This is a genomic window from Geobacillus sp. ZGt-1 (assembly GCF_001026865.1).
GTDB classification, from domain to species: Bacteria; Bacillota; Bacilli; order Bacillales; family Anoxybacillaceae; genus Geobacillus; species Geobacillus thermoleovorans.
The window spans coordinates 1-9258 of the sequence record NZ_LDPD01000001.1 but is presented as its reverse complement, the minus strand read 5'-3'; the positions used below and the strand labels follow the sequence as shown (position 1 = coordinate 9258).

Annotated in this window: 5 protein-coding genes and 2 pseudogenes; all 7 read right to left on the bottom strand. The window is 50.2% G+C overall.

Translation table 11 applies throughout. The annotated features are described in order from the left end of the window. Positions 1–223, bottom strand: a pseudogene (locus tag VU18_RS00035) (phosphohydrolase); the annotation flags it as partial. Between the two features lie 123 nt (positions 224–346). After that, positions 347–2465 (bottom strand): annotated as a pseudogene (gene gyrA, locus VU18_RS00030) (DNA gyrase subunit A); the annotation flags it as partial. Between the two features lie 205 nt (positions 2466–2670). After that, entirely contained in the window at positions 2671–4593 is a 1923-nt protein-coding gene (gyrB, locus tag VU18_RS00025) for a DNA topoisomerase (ATP-hydrolyzing) subunit B (RefSeq protein WP_014194553.1), read from the bottom strand. Between the two features lie 46 nt (positions 4594–4639). Continuing rightward, a complete protein-coding gene (gene recF / locus VU18_RS00020; RefSeq protein ID WP_011229520.1) occupies positions 4640–5758 on the bottom strand; it encodes a DNA replication/repair protein RecF in 1119 nt (372 codons plus the stop codon). A gap of 11 nt (positions 5759–5769) precedes the next feature. Next, a complete protein-coding gene (gene yaaA, locus VU18_RS00015; RefSeq protein WP_012820418.1) occupies positions 5770–6000 on the bottom strand; it encodes a S4 domain-containing protein YaaA in 231 nt (76 codons plus the stop codon). Between the two features lie 188 nt (positions 6001–6188). After that, the gene (gene dnaN, locus VU18_RS00010) at positions 6189–7325 is read right to left on the bottom strand and encodes a DNA polymerase III subunit beta (protein ID WP_011229518.1); all 1137 of its coding nucleotides are present in this window, start codon (positions 7323–7325) and stop codon (positions 6189–6191) included. A gap of 172 nt (positions 7326–7497) precedes the next feature. Next, positions 7498–8850, bottom strand: a complete 1353-nt coding sequence (dnaA, locus tag VU18_RS00005; RefSeq protein ID WP_011229517.1) for a chromosomal replication initiator protein DnaA — start codon at positions 8848–8850, stop codon at positions 7498–7500. Positions 8851–9258 lie beyond the last annotated feature (408 nt).

The window sequence follows — 9258 nt, the reverse complement described above, 5'->3', positions numbered from 1 at the left end:
GTTTGGCAACCGCCGTTGATGCGGAATCGACGTTGGGAAATGGTTCACCGTTAGCAAGCAATGGTTCAACGTCCACTTCCTCAACGAGGAATTTTTCAAGTACGAGTAGCAACGGTTTCGTGATCACGGTGTTTTTCGGTATAATTGGATGTTTCGTCTTGCCGAGCACATCTTCAGCGAGCACGCATCCTTCGCGAAGCTGGGAGCGTTTCACACGGACCATCGATTAGTGCCCCCTTTGTCTTTTTTTCTCTGTATTTCTATCGTAACATGATTTTGGCCGCGATGGCAGGCTTTTGAAACAGAAAAACGACGCCCCGCGCCTATAGGCGAAGCGCCGTTTCCGTTAGGCTGAATGATCTTCTTCTTTATTCCTCGTCCCTTTCTTCCTCAGGCACTTTCGCCACCGTAGCGACGCACTCATGCCCATCTTCGCCAGAGAGGCGAATGAGCTTAACGCCTTGGGCGATTCTTCCCGTCCGAGAAATATCGCTGACGGCAATGCGAATGAGCACGCCGCCGGTCGTGATCACCATGACGTCTTCATTGCCGACGACGGTTGTCACCGCAACGACAGGACCGTTTTTATCCGTGACGTTGCACGTTTTCAATCCTTTGCCCCCGCGGCTTTGCACGCGGTATTCCGAGGCCGGAGTGCGCTTGCCGAACCCTTTTTTCGTGACGACAAGCACATCATGATGGTCTTCTAAAATTTCCATGCCAACTACTTCATCCCCGTCATCAAGCGTGATCGCTTTGACTCCAGTCGCGCTGCGGCCCATCGCCCGCACGTCGGTTTCCGGAAAACGGATGAGCATGCCGTTTTTCGTACCGATGATCAAATGCTTTTTGCCATCCGTCAGCCGGACAGAAATCAGTTCATCCCCTTCGCGCAAATGGATGGCGATAAGCCCGTTGTTGCGAATATGGGCGAACGCTGAAAGCGGGGAACGTTTGGCAATTCCTTGCTTTGTCGCAAACACGAGGTAGCGTTCATCGCTAAACTCGCTTTCAATCGGAATCATGGCGTTGATCCACTCATCTTTATCGAGCTCAAGCAAGTTGATGATCGGCAGCCCTTTGGCTGTGCGGCCGAATTCCGGAATCTCGTAGCCTTTTGCCTGATATACTTTCCCTTTATTCGTGAAAAACAGCACGGTGTCATGAGTCGACGTAATGAGCAAATGTTCGACAAAATCGTCTTCCGCCGTATGCATGCCTTGCACGCCCCGTCCGCCGCGTTTTTGGCTCCGGTACGTCGATAAAGGCAAGCGCTTGATGTAGCCTTTATGAGTAAGCGTGATGACGACATGCTCTTGTGGAATTAAATCCTCGTCATCGAACTGCTCAACGGCTCCTGAAACGATTTCCGTGCGCCGCTCATCGTTGAACCGCTCCTTAATTTCGCTCAGTTCATCGCGAATGATTTGCAATACTTTCTCTTCGTCGGCCAATACGCCTCTCAGTTCTGCGATCAGACGGACAAGGTCTTGGTATTCTTGTTCGATTTTTTCCCGCTCAAGGCCGGTTAACCGTTGCAGGCGCATATCCAAAATCGCCTGCGCTTGCCGTTCACTGAGTGAGAACCGCGCCATCAGCCCTTCGCGCGCCGCCTCCGTTGTCTGTGAGCGGCGGATGAGGTCGATCACTTCATCCAAATGGTCAAGGGCGATGCGCAACCCTTCCAGAATGTGAGCACGCGCCTCGGCTTTTTTCAGCTCAAACGCCGTCCGCCGGCGGATGACGGTTTTTTGATGGTTTAAATAATGCTCCAAACACTCTTTTAAGTTCAGCACTTTCGGCTCGCCGTTTACCAAAGCAAGCATGTTGATGCCAAAACTCGTTTGCAATGCCGTATGTTTGTACAAATTGTTCAACACAACCTTCGCGTTGGCATCGCGCCGCACTTCGATAACGATGCGCATGCCGCTCCGATCCGACTCGTCGCGCAAGTCGGTGATGCCGTCAATTTTTTTGTCGCGCACAAGTTCGGCGATCCGCTCGATCAGTTTCGCCTTGTTTACTTGGTAAGGGAGCTCGGTCACAATGATCGTTTCCTTGCCGTTTGGCTGCTGCTCGATTTCGGCCTTGGCGCGCAATGTAATGGAGCCGCGACCCGTTTCGTACGCCTTGCGGATGCCGCTGCGGCCGATAATTTGTCCAGCGGTTGGAAAGTCAGGTCCTGGGATGTATTCCATCAAATCGGCAACCGTCATCTCCGGATTTTGGCTTAATGCCAACAAGGCATCAATCACTTCGCCAAGCTGGTGCGGCGGAATGTTCGTCGCCATTCCGACAGCGATGCCGGATGAACCGTTGACAAGCAAATTAGGAAACCGGGACGGCAGCACGACCGGTTCTTTTTCCGAACCGTCATAGTTGTCTTGATAGTCAATCGTGTCTTTGTTGATATCGCGCAAAAGCTCCATGGCGATTTTCGACATGCGCGCTTCCGTGTAGCGCACGCATTTCCTGGCTGATGTTCACTTCGCGGATGCGCGGTTGTTCGTGTTCTGCCATTCGTTCAAACCTCCCTTTGAAACCTCCTCCAGTCCGGACCGCCCGGCCAGGCGGACGCGGACGGACGGCGGGCGCCGCTTCGCTCGCGCGCCGGGTGTCCCCGTCGGCAAGGTGAAGCGAGGAGGGCGGCTGATTCCCTCTTTTTTTATCCTAAATGTCCAAGTTTTTCACATAACGGGCATTTTCTTCGATGAACTGGCGGCGCGGCTCAACTTTATCGCCCATTAAAATTTCAAACGTTTCATCTGCGTCAATGGCGTCTTGCAAGCTCACTTGCAGCAACGTTCTCGTTTCCGGATTCATCGTCGTTTCCCAAAGTTGCTCCGGATTCATTTCGCCCAATCCTTTATAGCGTTGAATCGTCGGTTTTGGCTGGTCCGGCAGCTCGGCAAGGATTTTCTCAAGCTGGCGGTCGTTGTAAGCGTAACGCACCTGTTTTCCCTGCTCGATTTTATACAGCGGCGGCTGAGCGATATAAATGTAGCCGTGTTCAATCAATTCCCGCATATAACGGTAAAAAAATGTTAAAAGAAGCGTGCGAATATGGGCCCCGTCAACATCGGCGTCGGTCATGATGATGACCTTATGGTAACGCGCCTTTGAGATGTCAAACTCTTCGCCAATGCCCGTGCCAAGGGCGGTAATAATCGCCCGCACCTCATTGTTCGACAAAATTTTGTCCAAGCGCGCTTTTTCCACGTTAAGGATTTTCCCGCGCAGCGGCAAAATCGCTTGGAAATGGCGGTCGCGCCCTTGTTTCGCGGAGCCGCCGGCCGAATCGCCCTCGACGACATACAGCTCGCTGATCGACGGGTCTCTTGACGAACAGTCAGCCAGTTTGCCCGGCAAATTGGAAATTTCAAGCGCACTTTTGCGCCGCGTCAGTTCGCGCGCTTTTTTCGCCGCCAGCCGCGCCCGCGCCGCCATCATGCCTTTTTCGACGATTTTTCGGGCAATCGTCGGATTTTCAAGCAAAAACGTTTCAAATTGTTCGGAAAAGACAGCGTCGGTCACCGTGCGCGCATCGCTGTTGCCGAGCTTCGTTTTCGTTTGCCCTTCAAACTGCGGCGATGGATGCTTGATCGACACGATGGCCGTCAGCCCTTCGCGCACATCTTCGCCAGTCAAATTCGTGTCGTTTTCTTTAAAAATTTGCTGCTTGCGAGCGTAATCATTGATAATGCGCGTCAGCGCCATTTTAAAGCCAGATTCATGTGTGCCGCCTTCATGCGTATGAATGTTGTTGACAAACGAATAAATATTGCTCGTATAGCCGTCGTTGTACTGCAAGGCGATTTCTACGGCAATGCCGTCACGCTCGCCAGCGATATAAATTGGCTCTTCGTGCAGCACTTCTCGTGTTCGGTTCAAATGACGGACGTATGAACGAATGCCGCCTTCGTAAACATATTCGTTTTTTCGGCTGTCAACCCGTTCGTCCGTCAGCGTGATTTTTAAGCCGCGATTTAGAAAGGCGAGCTCACGCAACCGAGTGGCCAGCGTTTCATAGTCAAATTCGGTCGTCTCAGTGAAAATTTCCGGGTCCGGCTTAAAACGGGTCGTCGTTCCGGTCCGGTCTGTCTCGCCGATGACTTGCAAGTCGGTGCACGGTTCTCCGCGCTCGTACCGCTGGTAATGGATTTTTCCATCCCGATAGACGTAAACTTCGAGCCATTCCGATAAGGCGTTGACGACCGAAGCGCCAACGCCGTGCAAGCCGCCGGACACTTTATAGCCCCCTCCGCCAAATTTCCCACCGGCATGAAGGACGGTCATAATGACTTCGACGGCGGGACGCCCGGTCGCCTCGTGAATGTCAACCGGAATGCCACGCCCGTTGTCGGCGACGGTGATGCTGTTGTCTTTGCCGATCGTCACATCGATGTTTGTGCAATAGCCCGCCAACGCCTCGTCGATGCTGTTGTCGACGATTTCCCAAACGAGATGGTGCAGTCCTTTCGGCCCCGTCGAGCCGATGTACATCCCCGGGCGCTTGCGGACCGCTTCAAGGCCTTCAAGCACTTGGATTTGGCTTGCATCGTACGTCTGCTCAACCCGTTGTTCCATTGTCATGCCTGATCACCTACGCTTTCTTTGCAAACGTTCAACGGTCTCGCGGTCAAGAAGGAGCGGTTACCGAACCAGAATGGACTCGATAAATAGCCGCTTCTTGAATGATATCGTGCTTAATGCCGTCAATGCTTGTTGTTGTGACAAAAGTTTGCACTTTTTTCCGGATGGCATCAAGGAGGTGGGTTTGCCGAAAGTCATCAAGTTCTGACAACACATCATCCAGCAATAAAATGGGGTAATCGCCTAACTCGGAAAAGATGAGCTCAAGTTCTGCCAGCTTGACCGCTAGCGCGGTTGTACGTTGTTGCCCCTGGGAACCGAAAGTTTGCACGTTTTTTCCATTCACGAAAAACGCGATGTCATCACGATGCGGGCCGACCAGCGTTGTTCCCCGCTGAACTTCCCGTTCCCTCATGGCGGCGAACGTTTCACTGTATGCTTCTACTATTCTCGACAATTCCGCCTTTTCTGATACGTCGACCGACGGTTCGTATCGGATGCAAAGCTGTTCGGCGCCGCGGCTGATTTCATAGTGGATTGGCATCGCCCATTGCTCAAGCAGCGACAAAAACTGGCGGCGCCGCAGCGTAATTTTGGCCGCCAGCAATACAAGCTGCTCAGTTAACACATCAAGAACCGCCTCATCGCTCCGCTCGCGCGCCTGCATCATTTTTAAGTAATGATTGCGTTGTTGCAGCAGCTTTTGGTATTGGCTCAAATCATGTATATACACAGGCGACACTTGCCCGATTTCCATATCGACAAATCGGCGCCGCACTTGCGGACTTCCCTTGACTAAATTCAAGTCTTCGGGAGCAAACATGACGACATTCAAATGGCCGACGTATTGGCTGAGCCGCTGCTGTTCAATATGGTTGCATCTTGCTTTTTTTCCTTTTTTTGAAATAAGCAACTCAAGCGTTAACGACCCGCTTCGTTTTTCCGCTCTTCCTTCTATTTTAGCATACTCTTCATTCCAACGGATAAGGTCTTTATCGTTGGACGTGCGGTGCGACTTCGCCATAGCCAAAACATAAATGGCCTCCATCATGTTCGTCTTTCCTTGGGCATTTTCTCCTAAGATGACGTTCACGCCCTCACCAAAATTCAGCGTTTCATACTCATAATTCCGGTAATTCGTCAACGTTAAGTTGGTCAAAAACACCGAACCTTCACCTACTCCGCTTTTACGACGACGAACGTGCCAAACGGTTCAATGTCGATCCGGTCGCCGTCTCTCAGCTTTCGCCCGCGCCGGTTTTCCCGTTCTCCATTGACAAGCACGTGATGTTCCTGCAAAAACCATTTGGCCGCACCGCCAGTATCGATCAATCGCACAAGTTTCAAAAGCTGCCCCAGCGTAATCGTTTCCGTTGTAATCGTCACCCGTTGTTCCATCCGTGTCATCGCTCGCTTTCCTTCAAACTGCCTATTCTTTTATTTTACCGAAAAATCCGCCCACTCGCAAAGAAAGCCGATGGGAAGGATGGGCATAGATGTTGCCCGCCTTCTCATCGGACTTGAGAAAAAGCAGCGTTGTCGGGCGGCTTTTGCCCTTGAAGCTGAATGGTTTTCGCCAATAGGAGGGCGGTGGGTCAATATGTTCTCACCGGCAAAATGAGCTGAAGCATCGAATCGGTATGAAGCGGGCGCAACAGGAACGGCCGCATGGCCCCAGTGAAGCTGATTTGAATGTCTGTTCCATCAAGCGCCCGCAACGCGTCCATCATATATTTCGCGCTGAACGAAATGTTCAACTCTTCCCCTTCAAGAGACTCCGTTTGCAGCTGCTCCGTCACTTTCCCGATCTCCGGAGAAATCGAAGAAATTTCGAGCATTCCTCCAGGAAGCGTCGTTAGTTTCACAACGTTGTTCCTTCCTTCTCGAGCAAGCAAGGACGCTCGGTCGATTGCCTGCAGAAACTCTTTTGTATTGACGATCATGGTCGTTTTGCTTTCTGTTGGAATCAAGCGGGCCGTCTCCGGATAGTTGCCGTCAAGCAGCCGGGAAAAGAAGAGAAGGTGCTCGGCCTTAAATAGCACTTGATTGGCTGTCATGACGATGTCCACCGGGTGGTTGCCGTCATCCAAAATTTTGCTGAGCTCATTAAGACTTTTTCCAGGGATGACGACGTTGTATGATACTTCATTTTCCGACTCAATTTTCACTTTGCGCATGGCTAAGCGATGACTGTCGGTCGCTGTGCAGACAAGCTCGCCATGTTCAACTTTCCAGTTGACACCTGTCAAGATTGGGCGCGTTTCCGATGTAGAAACGGCGAACACCGTTTGCCGAATCACGGTTTTCAATAAATCAGCCGGGATTTGAAACACGTTTTCTTCTTCAATTTGCGGCAGGCGCGGATATTCGTCGGCGTTTAGCCCATTGAGGCGGAATTCTGAGTGCCCCGAGCGGATGATCGTCAAAAAGTTGTCTTCCGTTTCGATTTCCACCGTTTGTTGCGGCAGTTTTTTCACGATTTCAGAGAAAAAGCGCGCCTGCAGTACGATGCTCCCCGGTCTTTTCACGTCAACGAGCAACTTGCCTTCTTTTTCAAGCGGAATAAACGATTCAATTGAAATGTCGGAATCGCTTCCGGTCAGCGTTACTCCCGAGGCGGTTGCTGTTAGTTTGATTCCGGTCAAAATCGGAATCGTCGTTCTTGTCGATACGGCTTTCATCACGTCTTGGACGCTCTTGGCCAACGCTTCGCGGTCAATGGAAATGTTCACGTTGCTGTTCCTCCCCGTTTCTTTAGATCGTCGGAAATAAATTATAAAAATATAAAAACAAAAACCGTAGTACTAGTCGTATGGCTTGTTAGTATGTGGATAAACAAAAAAAGCGAAGCAAGCACAGCCTGTCCACATGTGGATAAGCTGTGCATAAAACCGAGACAGTTGTTCACAGTTGCTTCAGCTTTTCTTGAATCTCTTGTATATGCCTTTGCAGCTGCGTATCGGTTTGCAAAAGCTTTGATATTTTTTCATGGGCGTGGATGACGGTTGTATGATCGCGTCCCCCAAATTCATCGCCGATTTTCGGCAACGAACAGTCGGTCAGTTCGCGGGAGAGATACATGGCAATTTGCCGAGGGAACGCGACCGATTTTGTTCGCTTTTTCGCTTTAAAATCTTCCATCTTGATGTTGAAATGCTGTCCAACAACGCGCTGAATGTCTTGAATCGTGATTACCTTCGGCTTTGCGCTCGGGATGATGTCTTTCAATGCCTCTGCTGCCAAGTCAGCGGTGATCTCTTTGTTGATGAGCGACGAATAAGCGACGACGCGAATGAGAGCGCCCTCAAGCTCGCGGATGTTCGAGTCAATTTGATTGGCGATATAAAGCATTACCTCGTTTGGAATGTCAAACCCCTCCGCCTTCGCCTTTTTGCGGAGGATAGCGATCCGCGTCTCCAAATCAGGCGGCGTAATGTCGGTGATGAGCCCCCACTCAAAGCGCGAACGCAAGCGGTCTTCGAGTGTTGGGATTTCTTTCGGCGGTCGATCGCTTGAGATGACGATTTGCTTGCTCTCCTCGTGCAGCGTATTAAACGTATGGAAAAATTCTTCTTGCGTTTGTTCTTTTCCGGCCAAAAACTGAATATCATCGATCAGTAGGACGTCAACGTTCCGATACTTGTTGCGAAAGTCGTCAGGGCGGTTGTCTCGGATGGCGTTAATAAACTCATTCGTAAATTTCTCTGAAGATAAATAGACCACTTTCGCCGATGGGTTATGTTCAATCACGTAATGGCCGATCGCGTGCATTAAGTGTGTTTTTCCAAGTCCGACGCCGCCATAGATAAACAAGGGGTTGTATGCTTTGGCCGGAGCCTCAGCGACCGCCAGTGAAGCGGCATGGGCGAACCGGTTGCCGGAGCCGATGACAAACGTATCGAACGTGTATTTCGGATTTAACATGCTTTGTGGGAAATCGTTTGTCTCTTCATACGGTTTCCGTTGCTTTTTCTTAGATGACTGGAACTCTAGTTCTTCATCATCCTGATTTGGCGGAATGATAAACTTGACGGCCAATTCTTCGCCCGTGATGGTGTAGATCGTTTCCGCAATCAAATGAGAGTAGCGAGAATCAAGCCAATCTCTAGCAAACTCGTTCGGGGCTACGATGACGAGCGTGTCACCTCGTAAAGAGTGGGCTTTTGTTGACTTGAGCCAAGTTTCAAAGCTCGGCTTGCTGATTTTTTGTTCAATCTCCGCGAGCACGCGATCCCATAAGTCATGGATATTTTCCACCCGTTGCCCCTCCCTTAAGTCAGAGGATGATCGTTTGTTTAAAAAAATAAGTTTGTGGAAAAAGCATATTAAGGAAATAAAGAAGCTTTTCGACAAAATCCACCATCTGTGGGTAACATTATTAACGCGTTGTGAAAAAACTATCCACAATCTATCCACAAAATGTGGATAGACTCCTCTTATCCACATAATTATCCATAGTGAAAACACAATAATAATAGCAAATAAAGCGGCTTGTTGCAACGGGATTTTTTTGATTATCCACAAAATGGACGGGATGTGAAAAAATCATTATCCACACCATTGAACATGTGAAAAAAATGTCGATAAATGTTGTGGATTGTTGATAGGGAGAAAAAATTTATCCACAGCGCTGATCAGAGTTGGAAAAACGAAGAGGCGGTTGAC